Origin of the sequence: Nitrosomonas sp. Is79A3 (assembly GCF_000219585.1) — a bacterium.
GTDB lineage: Bacteria > Pseudomonadota > Gammaproteobacteria > Burkholderiales > Nitrosomonadaceae > Nitrosomonas.
Genome location: NC_015731.1, coordinates 538347 through 559915 on the forward strand (window position 1 = coordinate 538347; position 21569 = coordinate 559915).

The following is a 21569-nucleotide window of genomic DNA, read 5'->3' on the forward strand; positions in this document are numbered from 1 at the left end:
TTATGCCAACCACATCATCGCTAAAACTGCTTTTGGATCTGGCACAACAACAGACCGATTCTTTAGCCAGGAAACTTGGAAAGTTAAATTTGCATCAGCAGGAAGCAGAAAAAAAATTAAAGTTACTTTTGCAGTACCGTCATAGTTATCAATTACATTTCCAGAACTCTACAGAGAAAGGAATTGATCACATTGAATGGCTCAATTTTATTGCATTTATGAATAAACTTGACGCTGCTATCAACGAACAACAGCAAGCGGTTTTATATGCACAAAACAAAAGGATCGAGGGAGGAAATGAATTTTTGTCCTGCCAGCGCAAATTAAAATCCTACGATACGCTATCGCAACGTCAACAAAATGAAGAGAACCAGAAGCAATTAAAACTTGAGCAGAAAGTACAAGATGAGTTTGCGTCGAATTCTTTCCATCGGGATTCATTTCTGCCCAAAGGCGGTTAGCAACATATCAGTGACAGTCAGATTGGCATAGAGATTGCTTATTTACTGATGGCATTATTAATTGTATGAGACCAAAAGCTTATGTTAACTATATCAGTTGCACCTCAAATCAAATCTTCAGCTGAAAATCCTATAGCAATGATCAATTCTGGTTCAGCTGGCGCAAAAGAGCCTGTTGCAGAAGAATTTGGTAAAGTCCTGGAGCGCGAAGTATCTGAAGCAACGGACAAACATGAAAAAAACAATACTTCTAACACAAAAGAACATTCTGATAGTGCAGCATCTTCAGAAGATACAGTTAAAGACAAAGACACGGATAAAGATACGGATACAACCACGACAGTTACGACGGCAACGGATGATGCAAACAGCTTCATTCAAAATCTGCTTAGCAATGCGGGTGGTGTGTACAAAACCGATCCGGCGCTAAGCGCAATGGATTTCGCATTAAATCCGGATGCGATGACTGCAACATCAGCCGTGCCGCTGGCAATAACCACACCATCCCAGAATGCATTGATCCCCCTGGACGGTGAACAGATTACGGGTTCAGCAATTCCAATCAGCAATCAATTGCTGCAACAAAAACTTGCACAACTAAACTTGGTTACAAGCAGCTCTACTGCTTTACCCAATGACATAGGGCAATCATTGGATGCGGCAGAATCTGCCGCTTACGGCAAATTCTTACCATTTTCTTCGGAGATGAATGAAGCCATCCAGGTTAATACAGGGGAATCGATATTCTCAACACATAGCGAATCAATTTCCTCACAGCCCTTCAGCCTAAGCAACTCTGCTTCCGGCGTTCCCCTGAATACAACACTACAAGACATCCATGTTGATCTTCCAGTAGGTCAGTCAAAGTGGGGCGGGGAATTTGCACAGAAAGTTGTCTGGTTGTCTTCTCAGCAAAATCAGGTGGCTGAAATTCGTTTAAACCCGGCTCATCTTGGACCTGTTGAAGTGATGCTGAGTATTACACAGGATCAGGCGACAGCGCAGTTTTCGTCTCCTCATTTGGCGGTACGTGAGGCAATTGAGCAAGCGCTACCGAGATTAAGAGAGATAATGGCCGAGAACGGCATTACATTGGGTAATGTAATGGTCGGTTCTGATTCATTTCAGCAAGACAATAGACAGCAGCAAGCGCATCATTCCGCAAAAGATACCAATAATATGGCAGGTACAAGACCAGAGACGGCGGGTCAAATTGATACGGCTGTCATGCCGAGCCGGCATCTCGGCATGGTCAATACCTATGCCTGATTTCATGAAATCAGGCTTGTTTGATTTTTTGTGAATCAATTTCCTATGCATAATCTGTCACGTTATCCGTTAGGATGGTGTGGCAGATAATATCTTCTCAAGATAGCCTTACAAACCCATTCGGGTTATGTTTTTTCTTTATTTCTAATTTGAGCTGGAATCAAACTAATCAGTCAGATTATACAAATATTCTTTCAAACAGAAATCAGTAGGCGCAACTACTGAATTCCTGATTTATCTCTTTATCTGGAAATAGTGACATTATTTCATTGCTATTTGTGATATCAGTTTATTACCTCGTCGAAGATAATTGATTTTATCAAATGAGGAGTTGAGCAAAATGTCAAAATCTAATGGAACAACGCCTGCACCAGAAGGCAAAAAGAGCAAGAAGAGTTTAATCATCATAATCTTAATAGCAGTATTTGCCATCGGGGCGGGTGCCGGTGGCACATGGTATTTTATGAAGATGTCCGGTGATGAAGATTCTGAACCTGTAAAGCCCAAGGAAAAACCAACCACATTTGTGGATCTTGATATTTTTACAGTCAATCTTCAACCGGAAGAAAGTAGTCAATATTTGCAGGTTGGGTTAACTGTGAAAACCAAAGAAACCCCTGTCGTAGCGGAGATTAAAAAGCAAATGCCGGCTATTCGCAATCGTATCCTCATGTTGCTTTCCAGTAAGAAATCGGCGGATATCACAGGCATAGTAGGAAAACAACAGTTAAGTCAGCAGATTGTCGATGAAATCAAACAATCATTGGATTCATCAGAACTGCAAGAGGATGTGCTGGAAGTATTATTTACATCATTTGTGATCCAGTAAACGACAGATGGCTGAAGATTTTCTCTCACAAGACGAGGTTGATGCACTTCTCAAAGGCGCCACTGGCGAAAGCGATGAAGTGCAGAAGGAAGAAGAGAAAGGGGGTGTTCGACCCTATAACATTGCTACGCAGGAGCGTATTGTTCGCGGACGGATGCCTACGTATGAAATCATCAACGAACGATTTGCACGTTTTTTGCGTATCGGTTTATTTAATTTCATGCGCCGCACGGTGGATATTGCAGTTGGTCCCGTCAAAGTTATCAAGTTCAGTGAGTTCGTGCGTAATCTGGTGGTGCCGACCAATCTCAACTTGGTTCAAATGAGGCCCCTGCGCGGGACAGCATTGCTCGTTTTTGATCCCAACCTGATTTTCCTGATTGTGGATAATTTGTTTGGTGGCGACGGCAGATACCATACGAGAGTTGAGGGAAGAGATTTTACGCAGACTGAGCAACGTATTATTCGGCGTTTGCTTGATGTGGTATTTGAAGAGTATGAAAAATCCTGGAAGTCAGTATATCCGGTTAATTTTGAGTATGTCAGATCTGAGATGAATCCTCAATTTGCCACAATTGCTACACCTAATGAAGTGGTCGTTACGGTTACTTTTGATATCGATATGGGTAACCAGGGCGGCGAGTTGCATGTCTGCATTCCCTATTCAATGATTGAGCCCATTCGAGATACTTTATATAGCGCATTGCAAGGCGATCACCTGGAAGTTGACAAACGCTGGATCAAATTGATGTCACAACAAGTGCAAATTGCTGAAGTGGAACTGGTTGCTAACATAGGGCATACGAAAGTTACATTTGAACAAATTCTGAGCATGCAAGCGGGAGATATCATTCCGCTGGAAATCCCTAAAACCATTACCGTACATGTTGACGGCATACCTGTTATGGATTGTCACTATGGCATCATGAATGGACAGTATGCACTCAGAGTCAATGCAATGATTTCCCCAGCAGAAACTGAATAATTTATTGGAGATTTATAATGTCAGAGCCTACAGAAAACGATCAAACTGAGACGGACGACTGGGCTGCCGCTATGGCGGAGCAGGCCGCGGTTTCTCAAAATGACTCTGCAGAAAAAGAAACGGAAGTCGATGACTGGGCTGCCGCAATGGCTGAGCAAGAAGCATCCGCTCCGGCAGCTAATGCGCCAGAGAGAAATAACAACACGATGGTCGGTTCGCAGTCTGCAACCACATCGGTTTTCCAGGAACTCTCAAACGATGGCGTAGGAAATAATGCCCGTCATGATATCGACATGATTCTCGATATTCCGGTGCAGATGACGGTTGAGTTGGGTCGTACCAAGATTGCTATCAAGAACCTGCTGCAACTCGCCCAAGGTTCGGTTGTTGAGCTTGATGGCATGGCCGGCGAACCTATGGATGTGCTGGTCAATGGTTGTCTGATTGCGCAAGGGGAAGTAGTAGTTGTTAATGATAAGTTCGGTATCCGGTTGACCGACATCATTACACCCAGTGAACGTATTCGTAAACTCAATCGTTAGAGCTGATATGCCAAGCCGATATTTGATGCTTTTGATGCTGACACTTCCATTTCCTGTTTGGGCTGAAACAGGGAAACCAAGCTATGTGCCACCACCTTCCGTGATAACAATTGAGAATACGTTGCAGATGATGGGGGGATTATTGCTGGTATTGGCGATCATAGGCGGGATGACATGGTTACTCAAACGTTTCTCGTTGATATCAACTGCTACTGCGGGCGTCGTTAAGGTTGTGGCGGCGGCCGGAGTTGGTCAGAGAGAGCGAGTGGTTGTTGTGGAAATTGATAACACTTGGCTGGTGCTCGGTGTTGCACCCGGCCGTGTCAATAAATTACATACCATGAATAAGCCTTTAGCAGATACTGCCAGTACAACACCGGATAATCCGTCTGTTGAAACATTTGCTACGCAGCTTAATCAGAGCATAAAAAAAGAAAATGCATAATAGCTTTGCATCAATTATTCATTCATGCTTTCAACGCATATTGATTTGTCATAGGATTCGGGTAGGTTTTTCGTGCTGCCTGAGTGGAATTACAAAACGTAATCTGTTACAGATTGCGTTTCTTTTCGTGGGTTTTATCGCTGTGCCTGCATTTGCGCAAAAATCCGGTTTCCCGGCATTTACCAGTTCCCCTAATGCCGATGGAAGCGCGACTTATACGCTGAGCTTACAGACACTTTTATTACTGACTTCGCTGACATTTTTACCTGCGCTGGTATTAATGATGTCAAGTTTCACACGTATTATTATTGTCCTGTCGTTGCTGAGGCTGGCGTTGGGCACGCAATCTTCTCCGCCGAACCAGGTATTGCTCGGATTGGCATTATTCCTGACCTTTTTTATCATGTCACCGGTCATCGATCGGGTCTATACGGAAGCGTATTTACCTTTTTCTGAAGATAAAATAAGTATTGTGGAAGCGGCTGAGAAAGCGAGTGTGCCGCTGAAATCGTTCATGCTGCACCAGACCAGGGAAACAGATCTGGCGCTTTTTGTACAAATATCAAACAGTGAAGAGCTCGAAAGCCGCGATAACGTACCGCTGAAAATACTGGTTCCGGCCTATATCACGAGTGAGCTAAAAACAGCCTTCCAGATTGGTTTTATCGTATTCATTCCATTTTTAATCATTGATCTGGTTGTATCAAGCGTATTGATGGCTATGGGTATGATGATGCTGTCACCGATGATTATTTCACTTCCATTTAAATTAATGCTTTTTGTACTGGTCGATGGCTGGCACCTGATTATCGGTTCATTAACGCAAAGTTTTTATACCTGAAAGGAAACTTAGTATGACTCCAGAAAGTGCGATGACTATCGGCCGGCAAGCGCTTGAAATCACATTTATGCTCTCTGCGCCCTTGCTGCTTTCTGCTTTGGCAACCGGCTTATTAGTCAGTATCTTCCAGGCTGCAACTCAAATTAACGAAATGACTTTGTCATTTATACCCAAATTATTAGTAATGTTTCTGGTAATGGTGCTGGCTGGGCCTTGGATGATCACCATCATGACAGATTATATGCAGCGGCTTTTTACCAGCATTCCTTGGCTTGCAGTCAGTTAAAGCCGGTAGGTTGTAGAGTTAAGCGTTGCATAAGCCAATTTCGATTGTTGATCTGTATCTGTACCTGAGTTCGTTCGTCCAACGAATGATTTAACATTATGATCAGTATAACCACTGCAGAATTAAATACGTTACTGGCGGCATTTCTTTGGCCGCTCAGCAGAATTCTGGCGATGGTGGCAACTGCACCCATCTTGGGAAACCCGAGCATTCCAGTCAAGGTCAAGCTGGGATTGGCGATTATGATCACTATTCTGGTTATGCCGGTAGTAGAAAAATCATTACCGCAGATTGATCCGGCTTCCGGTATTGGCTTAATCATCTTGCTGCAACAGGTGCTGATTGGTGTCGCGATTGGATTTGTCATGCGCATTGTATTTGTTGCGGTGGAAACGGCAGGTGAATTGATTGGTTTGCAAATGGGTCTTGGCTTTGCAATTTTCTTTGATCCGCAAAACTCCGGTCAGATAGATATCATAGGACGCTTTCTGGGAGTAATTGCCAGTCTGGCATTTCTTGCAATTGACGGCCATTTGATGATGATTGCATTGATTTCACAGAGCTTTAGCACATTACCTGTTGGTTCAGATGGAATTACAAATGTAACATTTACGACGCTTGCAAACTGGGGTGGGGAGATTTTTAAATCAGGTCTTCAATTGTCACTTCCCGTTCTCACCGCATTACTGATTACCAACCTTGCCTTAGGCATTCTGACGCGTGTTGCGCCGCAATTAAATATTTTCGCGGTCGGCTTTCCGTTGACACTTTCCATTGGTCTTTTCGTTCTGGCGCTCAGCATGCCTTTTTATGCGCCGATTCTGGAATACCTGGTGCATGATGCTTTAAATCTAATGATGGGAATTCTTAATATCAATCAAATCAATATGCCATAGCTGATTTCTGGGGAAAAGCATGAGTCAATTCCTCTTGATGCTATATGCGGGCAGACTTAATACATAAACAGACAATATTTCCCTTCTTTTTCGATACAAGTTTCTTGCCCGGAACTGTTAAAGTGATCGTCCATTTATCGGAAACTATTTATTAACATTGGCAGTTCAAATAATTGCTGGTTTGGTTAATAACTTATGACATTTAAGTCACGTTTACTCAGTTCACTACGCAAATTCTCTTCATCGCCGGAGGTACAGCATGACGAAGAAATCGTCATGCCTGCCGAAGAGTTACAATTAAACAAAGCATCGAGTGAGGAAATTAAACAGCTTTTGGATACTGCATTTCGTGACCGGCTAAGTGCGGAAGACCGGGCAATCAAGGAAGCGCATAAGCGAATTGAAGCAGAAAACATCGCGAAGGTGACTGCTGAAGCACGAGCTCGTGCCGAAGCTAATGCCAGAATTGCGGCTGAAACTAGAATTCAAGCTGAAGCGATCGCTACTGATCAAGCCCGAACACGAGCCAAAGCGGAGGCCTTGGCAATCAGGGAAGCCAATGCTCGCCGGGAATTTGAAATAAAAGCCAGGGAACTTGCGGAAGAGAAGATTAAGGCTGAAAAATCCCTAAACGCGCTATTGGAAGCCAAAATTAAAGCAGAAGCTTCAATTGTTGAGAAAATGCAGAAACGCGTTGAACAAGAAGCCGCTGCTCTGGATAAGGCGCATGAAACCGCATTGAAAGAAAATGAAGCTGCCGCAGCTGCGATGCATCGAGCTAAAGTTGCAGATGAGGCGCGTTCGCTTGCATTGGCTGCGATAGAAGCAGAAACACATGCAGCGATGCTCGCCAATGCAAAAATTCAGGAGACGCAAAGAACCATAGCACTGGCTAAGGCTCATGAAGAAGCTGAAAAGCAAATCATTGAGGAAATGCAGATTCGCTCGCAGATAGAGGCGCAAACCCTGGCTCAGATTACTGAACGGCTGGATGTGGAGAAGCGGACGAAAGAAATCGAAGAGGATAGGCTGAAAGCCGAGACTGCTGCGGTACAAGCGGCGATAGAAAAGGCCGGAGCTGAAGCGATCGCGGCAGAACAAGCGAGAAAAAGAGCTGAATTAGACATCCAAGCAACCATCGCGGCACGCGATAAAACAGACGCAGAAAAAGTTGTAACCGAAATAGCGGAATCCATCATTGCGAAAGAGAACGCAGCTGCTGATGCAATCAAGGCCCGCCTTGCTGCAGAATCTGAATTGCTTGAAGAAGCCAATCAGCGTATGCAAGCCGAGGCTGCAGCATTAGCTGCTGCAGAAGCAGCCTTGCGCGTTGAAAAAGAAGCCAAAGTGGTTGCAAATGAGAAGAAGAAAGCGGAGGTCAACGCGAACAAGGAGTATCAGAAACGTATTAAGGCAGATGAAGAGGCCATTAAAGAAGCGGAAGCACGTGCGGACGCAGAAAAAATTGCAAGGAATGCAGCCAAAAGCAGGGCGGAAGCTGAAGTAAGATTAAGAGTTGCAGCGGAGGCAAAAATCCAAGCGGATATTCTTGCAGCGCAAGAAACAAATACTCAAGCGGATCTGGAGCAACGCTTACTGGAAGATACGGAAATTCGCGCCAAAGCGATAGCCGATGCTAAACAAGCTGTCGCCGAGCGCCTCGAAATTGAGCAAAAAATTACAGGATTAGCCATTACTCGCGCACAAGCAAAAATTATTGCTGCCAATAAAGCCAAAGCGCAACTTGAAGCAGAAAAAGCTGCTACCAGAATCGCATTGGAAAAAGCCAGAACCGAATCGGCTGCGCTTGCCGCCATGCAGGAACGCATAGTGCTGGAATCCAAAGCGCTGGAAGCTGCAGCAGCCCGGGAAGCTGTTGAAGTTATGGCTAAGGAAGCGCTATTTGCGCGCTCCCAAGCTGATAAAGAAGCTACCGCTGCGGCAACAGCGAGAATACGAGCAGAGATTGCTGCTGCAGAGCATTCCCGTAATAGGATTGCATCAAGCACCAAGTCTTAACAGTCAGGTTAGGTTTGAGCTACTACAATTAATGGTTTCAGTGTTTAGCGCATGGATGAGTTGAAATAATTTGCCCATTCAAGCACCTCCTGGTAGCTTCCGCTGAAAACTACCGATTCTTTGTTTTTCTTTATTTGATACGCATACATCGGATCATAATATTCAGCAAGTAAATGGGTTATCCAGGATTCGTGGCCGTAAATATTTCCTGTACTCAGTTGAGTTTCCAAAGCTTTTATCATGAGAGCATGCATGTGCTTATAGCGTTCTAATCCTAGGCGTTTCTGAATCCGCAAAAGACTGTTGAGAAGATAGGCGCTGAAATATTCAAAGCCAAATTCAGCATATTTCATCTGAAAAGCTGTCAGCATATCCGTAATATATTCTTGTAAAATCCGTTGAATGCGAAATTCCAATGGCATTTCTACTAGCGCTAGGGGTGAGCGCCGCATGGTTTGGAAGAATGTCTCCGGAATCGAAATGGTTCCAATATTTCTACTTTCGTCTTCAACAAAAAGTGTGCTTTTATTGGAAGCAGCATAAGTCATGCGCAGTAAATCAATGGCTAATGTATGCTCAAAATTGGATTGAGTAGGCTGATGATTAACCGTATGGCCAAAACTCGAGCCGCGATGCATGGCATGCTTTTCTAAATCAATACTAAAGGCTAATTCATTAATCAGAAGCGTTTTGGCGGCACCTGTTTTTCCACCTATTCGGATCATGGAAAAATTTATGGCTGCTTCTTCAATCACCTGCATTAGGTGTCGTCGGAGTGCTTTGTAGCCTCCTACGATTAGCGGCACAGCAATACCTGTTTCATTGATCCATTGACGTGCTAGATTTGATCGCATTCCACCACGCCAGCAGAAGATATGTATATCGGGATTGTTAGCTACAACATCATGCCAATGCTGAATACGATTCCTCTTAAGTTCACCACACACCAATTTATGGCCTAATTGAATGGCGGCTTGTTTCCCTTTTTGTTTGTAGCAAATCCCGACTAAATGACGTTCATGGTTATTCAGAATGGGGAGGTTGAGCGAATTTGGCAAACTACCTTTAGCAAATTCATCTTCAGAACGGACATCCAGAAATGGAGTGCCGTGCACAAATAAATCATGAAATTGATCGGCCGAAACCAGGTAATCTGACATTGCTTTCTATACTTATCTATTTATTGAAATAACACTATATGCCAATATGTTTGGTGTCATGAATTCTCACACATTATTTGTCGCGATTTTACAAATTCGAATGATCGGCCACAGGTTAAACGATTGTTATAATCAGCGGAATTAGAACAAAAATACTCTAGAAAGGTGTTATCCGTTACAATTCGAAAAACAAGAGGGTAAGTTAGAAGTCATTAATTAGAGCAATTGTTGTTTTGGTGCAACACTGATTTAATATTGCCTTGACAGGAAAAAGCGCCTTATATAAGCTGCGGAGTGGTCAAATATGACACACTTATATTTATTAAGCAATGTCAGCGGTAAGCGTTTGAATGAAAATTTTCCAGCCAGCAAAAAGTGCATTATTAGAGATTAATGATCATCGTTGGCACGCTCAACCAGGATTTCTTGCTTATGGGAGCAAGATGACAAGTACTATTACTTCGAGGGGAAGATCTTGAGTTCGACAATAACCAAGTTGAACGCTCCGCTAACGCAAGCGTTTGATTTTCAACCTTCAAGCGAATTACAATTAACACCGACACCGACACTCAATACACTAACTCAGCAGTTGGCGGGCTTTGATACCCTGACTAGCGCTTTAGAATATGCAGCGGAGGGGATAACGGGGTATAACTTTTATGACGCGAAGGGCAACTTACGTTCGGTTCTGCCGTACAGTGTACTAAGACAGAATGCTCGTATCTTAGCGCAACGTTTATTTGGTTTTGGTTTGCTCCGTGGTAGCAGGGTAGCAATCATTGCTGATACCTCCCCAGAGTTTGTCGAGTTGTTTTTTGCATGTCGCTATGCTGGTTTAGTGCCTTTTGCAATGCCAATTCCGGTTAATCTCGGTAGCCATGCAATATACGTTCAGCAATTAAGGGGTATGCTTGAGAGCAGTCAAGCAAGTATTGCGCTGGCGAATATTGACTATATTAATTTTCTGGAAGAGGCTGCGGAAGAAACAGCCTGTATACAGTGGGTAGGAACACCAGGGAAGTTAAACGAGTTTCCTGCGATGAGTGTTGAACTACAGCCTAATTATCCTGATGAAACTGCGTACCTGCAATTTACATCAGGCAGTACGCGTACTCCTAGAGGAGTGGTTATTACTGAGCGAGCCTTGATGTGCAATTTACAAGGTATTGTATGTAATGGTTTGGAAATTAAACCTGACGATCGTTCTGCTTCTTGGCTGCCCTTTTATCACGACATGGGATTGGTTGGGTTAGTTCTGGCGCCAATGGTTACGCAAATCTCTGTTGATTATTTGGCGACACGGGATTTTGCAATCCGGCCCTTACAATGGTTACGGTTAATAAGCCGCAACCGTTGCACTGTTGCATTCAGTCAACCTTTTGGTCTTAAGCTCTGTACTTTACGTGTAAGGGAGTCTGATCTCAAAGATCTGGATCTCAGCAGTTGGCGAGCTGCAGGTATCGGTGCCGAGATGATTCGGCCAGAAACTCTGAGAAATTTTGCTGAAAAATTTGCATCGGCAGGTTTTGATGAGAATGCTTTTTTGCCTTGCTATGGCCTTGCGGAATCTACACTTGCCGTTACCTTTTCAAAAATTGGTAAAGGATGCAAAAGTATACAAGTTGATAGTAAAACGCTTATCGATAAGCGAATGGCCGCCAGATTGCAAGCGGATGGGCGTAAACAGAATGAATTTGTAAATTGTGGACGTCCGTTACCTGGTCATACCGTGAAGATAATCGATGAGGATGGTCAACAATTGTCAGAAATGATGGTTGGCAGTGTTTTAGTACAAGGCGATAGCGTGATGATGGGCTATTATAACAATCCAGAAGAAACTAACAAAGCACTTAAATCTGGTAATTGGCTGGATACCGGAGACATTGGATTTCTGTTTGAAGGTGATTTGTTTATAACTGGACGCCGTACAGATGTCATTATTGTTAACGGTCGCAATATTCGTGCGCAAGATATAGAAGAATTGGCTGAACAGCAACCGGAAGTCAGGTCGCGTGAGGCTTCTGCGTTTGGAGTGAATGATGAAGATGGCACAACGACTATTGTATTAGTCATTGAATGTAGACTCACTTCCGTAACTGAGCGGCAGTCACTGACAACCCGGTTGCAGCAGCTTGTTTATATGGCATTCGGGGTGAATTGTGTTGTTGAATTGGTTCCACCGCATACCTTGCCACGGACCTCATCTGGAAAGCTTTCACGTTTTGCAGCGAGGCAAGGTTATATACAGAGAACAAACCTGGCAGGTCAACTGTCTTTTGTAGAATCAGGTGACAGATAAGGGCGCATGCCAAAAATAGTTGCCGTAACAGGCGCTACTGGGTTCATTGGCAATGTGCTGGTGCAAAGGTTGATTCAAGATGGGTGGACAGTTCGTGCACTCACACGGTTGCATCGCTCATCCGATAGTGAATCCATTCAATGGATTCGAGGCGATTTAGATAATTTAACTGCGCTACATCAGTTGGTTAATGATGTGGCGTTTGTTATTCATTGTGCTGCAACGGTAAGAGGGAGTTCTTTTCAAGAATTCGCACATACGAATATCGAAGGTACCAGAAATATTTTACGTGCCATTACTGGACAGAAACAATTACCTCGCTTCTTGTTAGTATCGTCCTTAGCTGCAAGGCAACCCGAATTATCTTGGTATGCCCGAAGCAAGTATTTGTCTGAGATTCAGGTAATTGAATATTCAGAGCAATTACAATGGACGATATTACGTCCCACGGCTGTTTATGGTCCTGGCGATAAAGAACTAAAACCACTCTTTCAAGCGATACGCCGCGGGCTGCTTCCCGTCGTCGGGAAAATTCATAACCGGTTTGGGTTAATACATGTATATGACCTGGTTGCGGCTATTCAGATTTGGCTAGCTTCTTCCAGCCCATCGGTTAAAGGGGTGTTTGAGCTTGACGATGGAATGCCTGGCGGGTACAGCTATCAGAGTTTGGCTGTCCTGGCGCAGCAGGTGTGGAAGCGCCCTGTTCATTGCATCCCTATACCGGATTTTCTAATCCGGAGTATCGCATTGTCAAATCTATGGCTTGCCCGGTTATTCCACTATTCCCCCATCCTGACTCCAGGAAAAGTTAATGAGTTACAACATGGCGACTGGGTATGTGATAATGCTCCTTTAACCCAAGCTCTTCCAGCATGGCAACCGAGTATACGTTTACAAGACGTTTTATCTGAAGTAATCTAGATTTAAAATTTAACTATTCTGAATTAACTTATGACTGAAAGTAATTACGATGAGATCATGAAATTGCTCTGTGATCGGCTAAGTAGTTTGACCAATTCTGATGCTCAGATAATTCCTGAAACGAACTTGATTAGCCAGCTATCGATTGATTCTATTAAACTACTTAACCTGATTATGGAAATTGAAGACACATTTGATGTTTCAATTCCCATTAATGCATTGACAGATATTCAAACCGTACGAGAATTGGCTGACTTGGTACATAAAATAAAATCTGCTTCATAATGAATTTACTTGAAAAATTAGACGCAGCAGCTGCTGCAAGAAAATCACTATTGCCTAATGGTGTGGGTGCGTTTGGTATACCGATTGAAGAAGTTTTTTCAGCGACGGAAGCTAGAATTGGAGATCGCCGTGTGCTCCTGCTCGGCACTAATAATTATTTGGGCTTAACCTTCGCACCTGAATGTATTCGTGCAGCGCATGAAGCAATTGACAAAGAAGGCACAGGTACTACGGGCTCTCGGATGGCAAATGGCAGTTATTTTGGTCACCGTGCCTTGGAAAGAGAATTCGCTGATTTTTATCAATGTAGCTCCGGCATTGTTTTTACTACTGGTTATCAAGCTAATTTAGGTACTATTTCTGGTCTAGTAGGTCCTGGCGATACTGTATTGATTGATGGAGATTCTCATGCAAGTATCTATGACGGGTGCATCCTCAGTGGCGCAGATATCATTCGCTTTAAGCATAATGATATGGTTGATATGGAAAAACGACTGCGTAGACTGGGCGATCGAGTTGAAACAACCCTGATTATTGCTGAGGGGATCTATAGTATGCTTGGTGATCAAGCACCTTTAGCTGAAATTGTTAAATTAAAGAATGCATATAATTGCATTCTACTTCTCGATGAAGCACATTCATTGGGTGTATTGGGTGAAACTGGTCAGGGTCTCGTGGAAAAAACGGGGTTGTTAAAAGAAGTCGATTTTATTACCGGCACCTTTAGCAAAAGTCTTTGTAGTATCGGTGGATTTTGTGTGAGCAATCATCCGCAACTTGAACAATTACGCTATATCAGTCATCCCTATATTTTTACTGCGTCACCGTCACCTGCAACGATTGCTTCAACGCGTGCAGCATTGGTTCTGCTGAGCAAAGGAAGTGATCTGCGCAAACAACTGTGGGCCAATTGTACACAACTTTATTCACAGCTCAAGGAAACTGGCTACCTGCTAGGTCCTGATCCAGGTCCAGTAATTGCTGCCGTTCTTGATACGCCGCAACAAGCGCTCCGGCTTTGGCAAAGCTTGCTCGAACATAATATTTATGTGAATTTGATTCTGCCGCCTGCTGCGCCGGAAGGCAAATCGCTCGTACGATGCAGTGTAAATGCCGCGCATACTCCAGAACAAATCAAATATGTGGGCGATACTTTTGCCACGTTGTACAGCAAGATATAATCGAGTCCGTATATTTCTAGTGCGTAAAATTAGTATCTGCGTTTATATTTAATTGCATTGCGAATACAGAAAATTGATCAATAAAGATATATATCTGCTTAAAAGTTGAATATTTCAATTTATACTTAGCCGAATCTGTTTCAGTTTTCAAAGCGAGGCGCTACTATGAAAATAATGAAGGTGCTGGCATTAGCATTATTTTCTTTCTTATTTCAAAGCAATGTTTTTGGGACAAGTATTGTATATAACGGGTTTGAATGTCTAAATGCTGTAGATGCAAATGACCCTACCCCCAAAGGTGCGCCGATACAAAGCAAATTCGAAGTCATGCAAGATGCCGGGGATGGTATCTATCGATTAAGCTTAACTGGCGGTATTCCTCGCTTTATCAATAATAATCTTGATGTGTGCATTGATAATGCGACTGCAATCGGATATTCAGGAATTCCGGCAGTCGATGGTTTGCCGCAACCGCTTGAGTCCATTAATGCAACAGCCTATTTTAACGGGCAAGACCTGATGATTGTCGTCAGCTCGTTATATACTGACCTAAGTGCTAGAAAGAATCCACTTTCATCTTTTAACACAAGTCTTATCTTTGCGTATACAAATACGCTCATATTCGAGTTTAACCCAGGAGCGTCTTCCTTTCGCTTAAAGAAAGTAATACGCAACAGGGGGTTCACTAATACCAGTGGATCGACGAACTCAATAACACCATTTCTTGAAACAGTCTTACCATCTTTCAACGACGAGGTGCAGGACAAGCCAAAAATTTTAACCCCGCAGGCTAATATCGAATTTTTATTGGATTAATCGATTCACATCGTGTCGAGACCAGTTAGTGATCAGCTAAAATGATAAGCGAATTTGTATCATGGGGCGTGACATTGCCAATATGCGCTGAAGTATAGCCGGCAGCAGTGAGTGCGTGTAGACATTCATTGGTGCGCTCGGCGGGTATTCCGGCTAGTAACCCCCCCGCGGTTTGCGGATCGAAGAGTAGAGGATAGCTTGGGTGTTGCCCACTGTAATATTGGCATTGGCTGGCTTGTTTATTGGCGGCATAGAGTGTGCTTTGAATGTTTTGCTGGCTGTACTGTTGTGCGCCCTCCATGATTGGAATGGCGTCCATTGATAAGGAGGCGCTGCATTGTGAGGCTAGTAGCATCTCCTGTAAATGTCCGAGTAAGCCAAATCCGGTTACATCGGTACAACTGCGCGCTGCACAAGAGCGTAAGATGGTTGCCGCGGTCCGGTTACTTTGCAACATATAGGCCAATGCCTGATCAAGCCATAAACCCTGGCAGCGCGCAGCCATGTTGGCAGCGAGTAAAACACCACTGCCGATAGGTTTGGTGAGAATTAAACTATCACCGGGTGTTAGTCCGGATTTTGTCAGGGCTTCAATTGATGGGAGTGTTCCGTTAACAGTTAGCCCGATAGCCATTTCGGATCCTTCGCCACTGTGTCCGCCAATCAGCGCAGTATTTTCATCCTTTAGGGTTTTTAATACACCGCGCATCAAATGCAATAATGTTTCTTGCATAATAGGCTCGCTGCTATACGGGATAATTGCGGTCACCAATGCAGAATGGGGAATTCCACCCATTGCATAAATATCTCCTAAGCTATGAATTGCAGCGATACGGCCCAGCAAATAGGGGTCATCGATAAAGCTTCTGAAGAAATCAACGGATTGTAACCATCGGGTATTGGCAGGCAGATTAATAATCGCGGCATCATCCCCTGGATCGCTGACTATATCAGGGTGAGATTGAACATCCAACTGTGACAAAACATTCTGTAATATATTGCTGCCGACTTTTGCGCCACATCCACCGCATCGCATCGATTCTATGCCACCGTGCGAGTTATGGTTGTTAGCCATAGGCTGTGGATTGAAGCGCGCCATGAAAGTACGATCAATGTGATTCTTCCAAACCCAAACCCACTTTCCACGCGCAAATAATGTGCCCCGAGAAGCGACAGCGTAACGATCTCCTGTCGTTAACAAACTTAAGAAGTGCCGTTGCGGTTTAAAAGGCAAAAGATGGCGATTTTCGAGCTGAGCGACGATATTTTTTGCCAGGACCGGGCCTTGACGGACAGCATAAACGCCCGCTTTGGGCAATGGCGTAGGCTTGAATGCAGCGCTGTCGCCAACAGCAAATATATCCGGATGTGAAATACTGCGGAGGTATTGATCAACCTGAATGAAGCCGCGATCATCGCACTTGAGACCGCTTTCTGCTACCCAAGTCTGCGCACCAGCATGAATAGCCCAGGCAGAAAAATCGTAATTCAGTGTTGTATTATCATTTAGCGTCAGTTGGTGTTCAGTAACGGACACGACCTGTTTTCCGCAGATAATGCGAATACCTAGCACTTGCAAGTGATGTTTAAAAAATGCTTGCACGCGTTCATTGTGTGAACTGAGGATATGTTGATCAGCGCAAATCAGGGTAAAGTCTGCATAAATTGAAGTCGTATTGCAGAGCTTATAGTGCATAGCCAACAGTATTTCTACACCGGCAGCTCCGCCTCCGATTACAACAATTCGTTTTGACTGGCGGGATATTTGAGCTGATTCGAGCCATTGGTGCCAATTCTGCAGAAATTGCTTGACCGGTTTAATGGGGTGGCCATATGCAGTAGCGTTTTTAATTTCATCGAGCGCGGGCTGGGAACCCACATTAATTGACAATAAATCGTATCGCAAGGAAGGGTATTGATGGCAGTATATTTGCTTTGCGAGCAGATCAATGTGTTGAACCTCGCTGCAAATAAATTGCACGCCAGCCCATTGACACAGTTTCCGTAAATCAATGTGACAATCTTCAACGGTATAATGTCCAGCAATTAATCCAGGCAGCATGCCTGAGTATGGTGTGAGCGTATTATTGCTGATGAGCGTCACTCTGAGACCGGGGATTGGTTTCATTCCCAATTTTTTGATAACGGCGATATGGCTATGGCCGCCGCCAATTAAACGTAAATCTTTTTTATGTGGCATTAAGCCTATCATTAATTAACTTATTCAGATTGCGTTATGGTCAGAAAAATGTGATAGTTCACATCGCAACATTATAAGTTAGTCCATGACACTATAAGTAAAATTAAAAAGTATTTCTATAGCTTTGAGGGCTAATTGAGTAAAGACGTTTGAGTTAAATAAATTTGTCGTTAAAGTGTGTTTCGTGCATATTGATGACTTTTCACATATACATTTATTATTTATGGAGGGTAACAATGAAATCTAGTAGAATCAGTACATTAAATGCTTGTGCCGTTCTGTTATTATCGGTGGGGCTGTTGTTCGGGTGCAAACCGATTTTTGAGAAAAAACCACTTCCTCCTAAGGATGGCGCCGCTGCACCTGCTGCCGCACCAGCACCAACACCAGCACCAGCACCAGCACCAGCTGCACCGCCTGCCGCCGCACCAGCACCAGCTGCGCCGCCAGCTGAGCCAGTAACTAGCCTTGAGGAAGTAAAAAGTATTGAGAGTCTTGGATCTGGTTCTGCAGCAGTAGCGGCACCAGCGCCAGCAGTAGTTGATGACGGGAACGATGTTGTAACAGTAACGCCTGCGATAATGCGTAAAGTACAACAGGCTCTCGTAAATGCTGGGTTTAATCCGGGTCCGGTTGATGGAGTTAGTGGAGCCAAAACAGTATCTGCAATCGAAAGCTTCCAGAAACAAAATGGCATTCCAGCAGGTAAAATTACCAAGAAAACGCTCCGTGCATTAGGTGTCGATTTCTAAAGAACAAAGAACAGCTTGATATTTCTGATACACCAAGGGTCTGCGGCTCTTGGTGTATTTTTATTCACACATGTGAAGTTTTCAATAATTGGAATAATTTATTCGATTCGCGATACTGATGTTAATTGTTCAATTTCTTTAGCTAAGTAAAAATATTTGCCATAGGAAGAGTCATGTTCTATAGTTGATCATAAAAGCTGGTTTCAAAGCTTTTTCAGGTAATTATAGATTTATAAATGTTGAACGATATCCATTTGTTGCGAATCTCTATTTTTTTGCGTTTAGATTCCTCAGAATAAGATGAATCTCGCGTTATAAAACAGATTGTTTGCATACTTTAGTAGTGTTTCCCAGATTAAATTTTGGTTAATTAATTTTAACAAACATTGTTTTATTATTCATTATGCTAAGTAATATCGGTCATTAACTTGCTTTTGAAGTATTTTTGGAGGTTTTTTCATGGGTGTTCCTTTACGTCAACAGATTGCAGTTGGCAGTTATCTAATCAAGCAAAAGCTAAAAGGAGTTAAGAAATATCCGCTGGTATTGATGCTGGAGCCTTTGTTTCGTTGTAATCTGGCTTGTGCCGGATGTGGAAAAATTGCTCACCCCGAAGATATTCTTGATCAACGCCTTTCCTACGAAGAATGTATGCAGGCAGTGGATGAATGTGGTGCGCCTATGGTTTCGATTCCAGGTGGTGAGCCATTGATACATAAAGAAATGCCGCAAATTGTTGCAGGCATAATCAAACGTAAGAAATATGTTTATTTATGTACAAATGCGCTATTGTTAAAGAAAAAGATTGATGACTATACACCATCACCTTATTTGACATTTTCGATTCACTTGGACGGAATGAAAGAGCGTCATGATGCTTCAGTTTGTCAGGATGGTGTCTTTGATCGTGCGATTGAAGCGATAAAGCTGGCATTAGAGAAAGGATTTAGGGTCACAGTGAACTGTACTTTGTTTCAAGGTGAAACGCCCGAGGATGTCGCTGAATTCTTGGATTATGCGATGGAGCTGGGTGTTGAAGCAGCAACGATCGCGCCAGGATTTAGCTATGAGAAAGCGCCGCAACAAGATGTTTTTATCAAAAGCCAGGATACAAAAATATTATTTAGAGGTATTTTTGAACTAGGCAAAAAACTCAAACGAAAATGGAGACTGAATCACTCCGCGCTTTATTTGGATTACCTGGCCGGAAACCAGAATTATAAATGTACACCATGGGGTAACCCGACACGCAATGTGTTTGGATGGCAGAAGCCTTGTTACCTGCTGTCGGATGAAGGTTATGCAGAAACCTTCCAGGAACTGCTTGATGATACCCCTTGGGAAAAATATGGTACCGCAAAGAATCCAAAATGTGCCCAATGTATGGCGCATTGTGGATATGAAGCTACAGCGGTCGAAGACACGTTGCAGCGTCCATGGAAAGCACTGATAGCATCACTGAGAGGACCTAAAACCACAGGCCCTATGGTGGCTGAACCTACGCCAGAATGGACGAGTGAAGAAAATAAAACACCTAAGAAGCTTTCCGATATACCGGTGACATTGATTAACAAATAGACAGCTATAGAATATTGATACTGGTTTATAAAATCTTCTCCAAGTAAGAATAATGGTGGAATTAGTATTGTATTTGTCTGTGTTTGGTGTTTTATGCTGGTGGTTATTATTACTGCTGCCGTGGCGCCCATGGAGTATCCATGAGAAAGTTGAAACGCAAGGTGGCATAGATTCCAATAAAACGCTAAGTGATATTACCGTACTAATTCCAGCCCGCAACGAGGGTCCGTATATTCGTCATACGCTTGATGGCGTGAGAGCACAGAGCGGGAATATGCGCATCATTGTGATCGATGATCAATCGGTGGACGATACTGCTGAGCAAGCTCAGCGTAGTGGTGCGCTTGTGTTATCCGGCACTGCGCCGCCTGTTGACTGGAGCGGAAAATTATGGGCGCTAGAGCAGGGGTTACGCGAAGTCAGAACACACTATACGTTGTTGCTGGATGCTGATATTGAGCTAAGCCCCGGGATTGTTATTGAGTTACAGCAAAAAGCGCGCAATGAAAACCTTGCGCTGGTATCATTGATGGCAGAGCCGCCTATGAAGAATTTCATAGAACGTTTACTAATGCCAGCTTTTATATTTTTCTTTAAGCTTTTGTATCCTTTTGGGCTAGCAAATAAGCCGGTATCACGGGTTGCAGCCGCTGCAGGCGGGTGTATTTTAGTGGAAACACAAGCACTGCGCTCAGTTGGAGCTTTTGCAAATTTGCACGGTGCGCTGATTGATGATTGTACTTTAGCTGCACATATTAAACGTGCGGGTTTAAAAACCTTTGTTGGGCTTAGTCGTGCGGCTCGTAGTCATCGTGGTTATCAAGACTTAAAGCCGATTTGGGAAATGGTGGCTCGTACTGCTTTTACCCAATTAAGATACTCGTTTATTTTACTTGTCAGCTGCACATTAATCATGATTTCCATGTTTTGGGCAGCACCGCTAGCATTTTTGCTATTATCTGCTCAAGAAGCTTATATAGTGAGTGCGCTAGTATGGGTGGCTATGTTTATTACCTATATGCCAACTTTAATTTATTATCAGCGTTCCCCGCTCTGGAGTCTAGCATTGCCCGTAATTGGTACGCTGTATCTTGGCATGACTTGGACATCAGCGCTACGCTATTGGCGTGGGGAACGCGCTTGTTGGAAAGACCGACGCTATGAAAGTAATGCGAACAATTAAATTGATCGGGTGGTGTCTGATATTGGTGATGCTGTTGCCAATTTCTGCTGCGTTGAGTACGCCCGATTCAGGACCTGAGAGTCCGGAGCGGGTTATAGAAAAGTTACAATCCTCCTTACTTCAGGTTATGCGTGAAGGTGATAAACTGGGCTATGAAGGGCGATTCAAATTTCTGGAACCGGTTATTGATGAATCTCATGATCTTGATCTGATTATCAAAACAATATTAGGTGCAACATACTGGTCGCAGTTAGATAAAGGACAACAAGATTTGATTGCTGAGACATTTCGCAAGCTCAGTATTGCCACCTATGCTGGGCGGTTTAATCAGTATGAAGGAGAGCAGTTTCAGATTGTAGAGCAGCGTGCTTTGCCGCGCGAACAAGTATTGGTGCGTAGCCGGTTAACTAAATCGGATGGCGGCACGGTAAATTTTGATTATGTGTTACACCAAACAGACGGGCGTTGGCGTATTGCCAATATCCTGTTTGATGGTGTGAGTGATCTTGCAATAAAACGTGGAGAGTATCGCGCTATTTTGCAGCGGGATGGTTTCCAGGCACTGATTGATATGATTAAGGAAAAAATTGTTCTGACTCAGCAAAATTAATCATTCGA

General features: G+C 43.5%; 21 protein-coding genes. 19 read left to right on the top strand and 2 right to left on the bottom strand.

The window, feature by feature from the left end; genetic code table 11:
- Positions 1 to 2: 2 nt before the first annotated feature.
- The 10 genes from fliJ (at position 3) to NIT79A3_RS02490 (ending at position 8573) form a co-directional block, all read left to right on the top strand.
- A complete protein-coding gene (gene fliJ / locus NIT79A3_RS02445) occupies positions 3 to 461 on the top strand; it encodes a flagellar export protein FliJ (protein WP_013964678.1) in 459 nt (152 codons plus the stop codon).
- 81 nt (positions 462 to 542) lie between these two features.
- A complete protein-coding gene (locus tag NIT79A3_RS02450; protein ID WP_013964679.1) occupies positions 543 to 1730 on the top strand; it encodes a flagellar hook-length control protein FliK in 1188 nt (395 codons plus the stop codon).
- Between the two features lie 310 nt (positions 1731 to 2040).
- Positions 2041 to 2559, top strand: a complete 519-nt coding sequence (fliL, locus tag NIT79A3_RS02455; protein ID WP_348225693.1) for a flagellar basal body-associated protein FliL — start codon at positions 2041 to 2043, stop codon at positions 2557 to 2559.
- A gap of 7 nt (positions 2560 to 2566) precedes the next feature.
- Positions 2567 to 3544, top strand: a complete 978-nt coding sequence (gene fliM, locus NIT79A3_RS02460; protein ID WP_013964681.1) for a flagellar motor switch protein FliM — start codon at positions 2567 to 2569, stop codon at positions 3542 to 3544.
- 17 nt (positions 3545 to 3561) lie between these two features.
- On the top strand, positions 3562 to 4086 hold the full coding sequence (gene fliN, locus NIT79A3_RS02465) for a flagellar motor switch protein FliN (RefSeq protein ID WP_013964682.1): 525 nt from the start codon (positions 3562 to 3564) through the stop codon (positions 4084 to 4086).
- Between the two features lie 34 nt (positions 4087 to 4120).
- On the top strand, positions 4121 to 4531 hold the full coding sequence (gene fliO, locus NIT79A3_RS02470) for a flagellar biosynthetic protein FliO (protein ID WP_348225694.1): 411 nt from the start codon (positions 4121 to 4123) through the stop codon (positions 4529 to 4531).
- A gap of 127 nt (positions 4532 to 4658) precedes the next feature.
- Complete coding sequence (fliP, locus tag NIT79A3_RS02475; protein ID WP_348225695.1) at positions 4659 to 5372, top strand: flagellar type III secretion system pore protein FliP; 714 nt, start codon at positions 4659 to 4661, stop codon at positions 5370 to 5372.
- 13 nt (positions 5373 to 5385) lie between these two features.
- Positions 5386 to 5658, top strand: coding sequence for a flagellar biosynthesis protein FliQ (gene fliQ, locus NIT79A3_RS02480; RefSeq protein WP_013964685.1), 273 nt, complete (start codon positions 5386 to 5388; stop codon positions 5656 to 5658).
- Between the two features lie 98 nt (positions 5659 to 5756).
- On the top strand, positions 5757 to 6554 hold the full coding sequence (fliR, locus tag NIT79A3_RS02485) for a flagellar biosynthetic protein FliR (protein ID WP_013964686.1): 798 nt from the start codon (positions 5757 to 5759) through the stop codon (positions 6552 to 6554).
- 195 nt (positions 6555 to 6749) lie between these two features.
- Positions 6750 to 8573, top strand: coding sequence for a hypothetical protein (locus tag NIT79A3_RS02490; protein WP_013964687.1), 1824 nt, complete (start codon positions 6750 to 6752; stop codon positions 8571 to 8573).
- Between the two features lie 44 nt (positions 8574 to 8617).
- Here the strand turns inward: NIT79A3_RS02490 and mnmH are convergent, their stop codons facing one another.
- Complete coding sequence (gene mnmH / locus NIT79A3_RS02495) at positions 8618 to 9733, bottom strand: tRNA 2-selenouridine(34) synthase MnmH (protein WP_013964688.1); 1116 nt, start codon at positions 9731 to 9733, stop codon at positions 8618 to 8620.
- Positions 9734 to 10208: 475 nt separating this feature from the next.
- Between mnmH and NIT79A3_RS02500 the strand changes: the two genes are divergently transcribed.
- The 5 genes from NIT79A3_RS02500 (at position 10209) to NIT79A3_RS02520 (ending at position 15238) form a co-directional block, all read left to right on the top strand.
- Positions 10209 to 12032: a fatty acyl-AMP ligase gene (locus NIT79A3_RS02500; protein WP_013964689.1), complete on the top strand. Its 1824-nt coding sequence runs from the start codon at positions 10209 to 10211 to the stop codon at positions 12030 to 12032.
- Between the two features lie 6 nt (positions 12033 to 12038).
- On the top strand, positions 12039 to 12956 hold the full coding sequence (locus tag NIT79A3_RS02505; protein WP_013964690.1) for an NAD-dependent epimerase/dehydratase family protein: 918 nt from the start codon (positions 12039 to 12041) through the stop codon (positions 12954 to 12956).
- A gap of 30 nt (positions 12957 to 12986) precedes the next feature.
- Positions 12987 to 13241, top strand: coding sequence for an acyl carrier protein (locus NIT79A3_RS02510; protein WP_013964691.1), 255 nt, complete (start codon positions 12987 to 12989; stop codon positions 13239 to 13241).
- The gene (locus tag NIT79A3_RS02515; protein WP_013964692.1) at positions 13241 to 14422 is read left to right on the top strand and encodes an aminotransferase class I/II-fold pyridoxal phosphate-dependent enzyme; all 1182 of its coding nucleotides are present in this window, start codon (positions 13241 to 13243) and stop codon (positions 14420 to 14422) included. The genes NIT79A3_RS02510 and NIT79A3_RS02515 overlap by 1 nt, the downstream gene beginning before the upstream one ends.
- Positions 14423 to 14587: 165 nt before the next feature.
- Entirely contained in the window at positions 14588 to 15238 is a 651-nt protein-coding gene (locus NIT79A3_RS02520) for a hypothetical protein (RefSeq protein ID WP_013964693.1), read from the top strand.
- A gap of 25 nt (positions 15239 to 15263) precedes the next feature.
- Here the strand turns inward: NIT79A3_RS02520 and selD are convergent, their stop codons facing one another.
- The gene (gene selD / locus NIT79A3_RS02525; RefSeq protein ID WP_049785331.1) at positions 15264 to 17438 is read right to left on the bottom strand and encodes a selenide, water dikinase SelD; all 2175 of its coding nucleotides are present in this window, start codon (positions 17436 to 17438) and stop codon (positions 15264 to 15266) included.
- A 236-nt stretch (positions 17439 to 17674) separates the two neighbouring features.
- Between selD and NIT79A3_RS02530 the strand changes: the two genes are divergently transcribed.
- The 4 genes from NIT79A3_RS02530 (at position 17675) to NIT79A3_RS02545 (ending at position 21561) form a co-directional block, all read left to right on the top strand.
- On the top strand, positions 17675 to 18190 hold the full coding sequence (locus NIT79A3_RS02530; RefSeq protein WP_013964695.1) for a peptidoglycan-binding domain-containing protein: 516 nt from the start codon (positions 17675 to 17677) through the stop codon (positions 18188 to 18190).
- Between the two features lie 459 nt (positions 18191 to 18649).
- The gene (gene hpnH / locus NIT79A3_RS02535) at positions 18650 to 19768 is read left to right on the top strand and encodes an adenosyl-hopene transferase HpnH (RefSeq protein WP_013964696.1); all 1119 of its coding nucleotides are present in this window, start codon (positions 18650 to 18652) and stop codon (positions 19766 to 19768) included.
- Positions 19769 to 19820: 52 nt separating this feature from the next.
- Positions 19821 to 20951, top strand: a complete 1131-nt coding sequence (locus tag NIT79A3_RS02540) for a glycosyltransferase (RefSeq protein WP_013964697.1) — start codon at positions 19821 to 19823, stop codon at positions 20949 to 20951.
- The gene (locus tag NIT79A3_RS02545; RefSeq protein WP_041360479.1) at positions 20938 to 21561 is read left to right on the top strand and encodes an ABC transporter substrate-binding protein; all 624 of its coding nucleotides are present in this window, start codon (positions 20938 to 20940) and stop codon (positions 21559 to 21561) included. The genes NIT79A3_RS02540 and NIT79A3_RS02545 overlap by 14 nt, the downstream gene beginning before the upstream one ends.
- The last annotated feature ends 8 nt before the right edge of the window (positions 21562 to 21569 follow it).

Excerpts from the sequence above, each read along its gene's own strand:
- fliJ (WP_013964678.1), top strand. The coding sequence starts at position 3 with ATGCCAACCACATCATCGCTAAAACTGCTTTTGGATCTGGCACAACAA.
- NIT79A3_RS02450 (WP_013964679.1), top strand. The coding sequence starts at position 543 with ATGTTAACTATATCAGTTGCACCTCAAATCAAATCTTCAGCTGAAAAT.
- fliM (WP_013964681.1), top strand. The coding sequence starts at position 2,567 with ATGGCTGAAGATTTTCTCTCACAAGACGAGGTTGATGCACTTCTCAAA.
- fliN (WP_013964682.1), top strand. The coding sequence starts at position 3,562 with ATGTCAGAGCCTACAGAAAACGATCAAACTGAGACGGACGACTGGGCT.
- fliO (WP_348225694.1), top strand. The coding sequence starts at position 4,121 with ATGCTGACACTTCCATTTCCTGTTTGGGCTGAAACAGGGAAACCAAGC.
- fliQ (WP_013964685.1), top strand. The coding sequence starts at position 5,386 with ATGACTCCAGAAAGTGCGATGACTATCGGCCGGCAAGCGCTTGAAATC.
- fliR (WP_013964686.1), top strand. The coding sequence starts at position 5,757 with ATGATCAGTATAACCACTGCAGAATTAAATACGTTACTGGCGGCATTT.
- NIT79A3_RS02490 (WP_013964687.1), top strand. The coding sequence starts at position 6,750 with ATGACATTTAAGTCACGTTTACTCAGTTCACTACGCAAATTCTCTTCA.
- mnmH (WP_013964688.1), bottom strand. The coding sequence starts at position 9,733 with ATGTCAGATTACCTGGTTTCGGCCGATCAATTTCATGATTTATTTGTG.
- NIT79A3_RS02505 (WP_013964690.1), top strand. The coding sequence starts at position 12,039 with ATGCCAAAAATAGTTGCCGTAACAGGCGCTACTGGGTTCATTGGCAAT.
- NIT79A3_RS02510 (WP_013964691.1), top strand. The coding sequence starts at position 12,987 with ATGACTGAAAGTAATTACGATGAGATCATGAAATTGCTCTGTGATCGG.
- NIT79A3_RS02515 (WP_013964692.1), top strand. The coding sequence starts at position 13,241 with ATGAATTTACTTGAAAAATTAGACGCAGCAGCTGCTGCAAGAAAATCA.
- NIT79A3_RS02520 (WP_013964693.1), top strand. The coding sequence starts at position 14,588 with ATGAAAATAATGAAGGTGCTGGCATTAGCATTATTTTCTTTCTTATTT.
- selD (WP_049785331.1), bottom strand. The coding sequence starts at position 17,438 with ATGCCACATAAAAAAGATTTACGTTTAATTGGCGGCGGCCATAGCCAT.
- NIT79A3_RS02530 (WP_013964695.1), top strand. The coding sequence starts at position 17,675 with ATGAAATCTAGTAGAATCAGTACATTAAATGCTTGTGCCGTTCTGTTA.
- hpnH (WP_013964696.1), top strand. The coding sequence starts at position 18,650 with ATGGGTGTTCCTTTACGTCAACAGATTGCAGTTGGCAGTTATCTAATC.
- NIT79A3_RS02540 (WP_013964697.1), top strand. The coding sequence starts at position 19,821 with ATGGTGGAATTAGTATTGTATTTGTCTGTGTTTGGTGTTTTATGCTGG.
- NIT79A3_RS02545 (WP_041360479.1), top strand. The coding sequence starts at position 20,938 with ATGCGAACAATTAAATTGATCGGGTGGTGTCTGATATTGGTGATGCTG.